The sequence below is a fragment of the Actibacterium ureilyticum genome (assembly GCF_002285435.1).
In the GTDB taxonomy this organism is placed as follows: domain Bacteria; phylum Pseudomonadota; class Alphaproteobacteria; order Rhodobacterales; family Rhodobacteraceae; genus Actibacterium_C; species Actibacterium_C ureilyticum.
In genome coordinates this window covers 1-375 of the sequence record NZ_NSBT01000004.1, presented here as the reverse complement: position 1 = coordinate 375, position 375 = coordinate 1, and the positions used below count along the sequence as shown (strand labels likewise).

General features: G+C 49.1%; 1 rRNA gene. It reads left to right on the top strand.

What is annotated here, in order from left to right:
• Positions 1-375 (top strand): 16S ribosomal RNA (locus CLM60_RS00020); the annotation flags it as partial.

Sequence of the window (375 nt, the reverse complement as noted above, 5' to 3'; positions counted from 1 at the left end):
CCGCGTGAGTAATGACGGCCTTCGGGTTGTAAAGCTCTGTTGTAAGGGAAGAAAAAATAGAGTAGGAAATGCCTCTATATTGACGGTACCTTACCAGAAAGCCACGGCTAACTATGTGCCAGCAGCCGCGGTAATACATAGGTGGCAAGCGTTATCCGGATTTATTGGGCGTATAGGGTGCGTAGGCGGTTTTGCAAGTTTGAGGTTAAAGCCCGGAGCTCAACTCCGGTCCGCCTTGAAAACTGCATTACTAGAATGCAAGAGAGGTAAGTGGAATTCCATGTGTAGCGGTGAAATGCGTAGATATATGGAAGAACACCTGTGGCGAAAGCGGCTTACTGGCTTGTTATTGACGCTGAGGCACGAAAGCGTGGG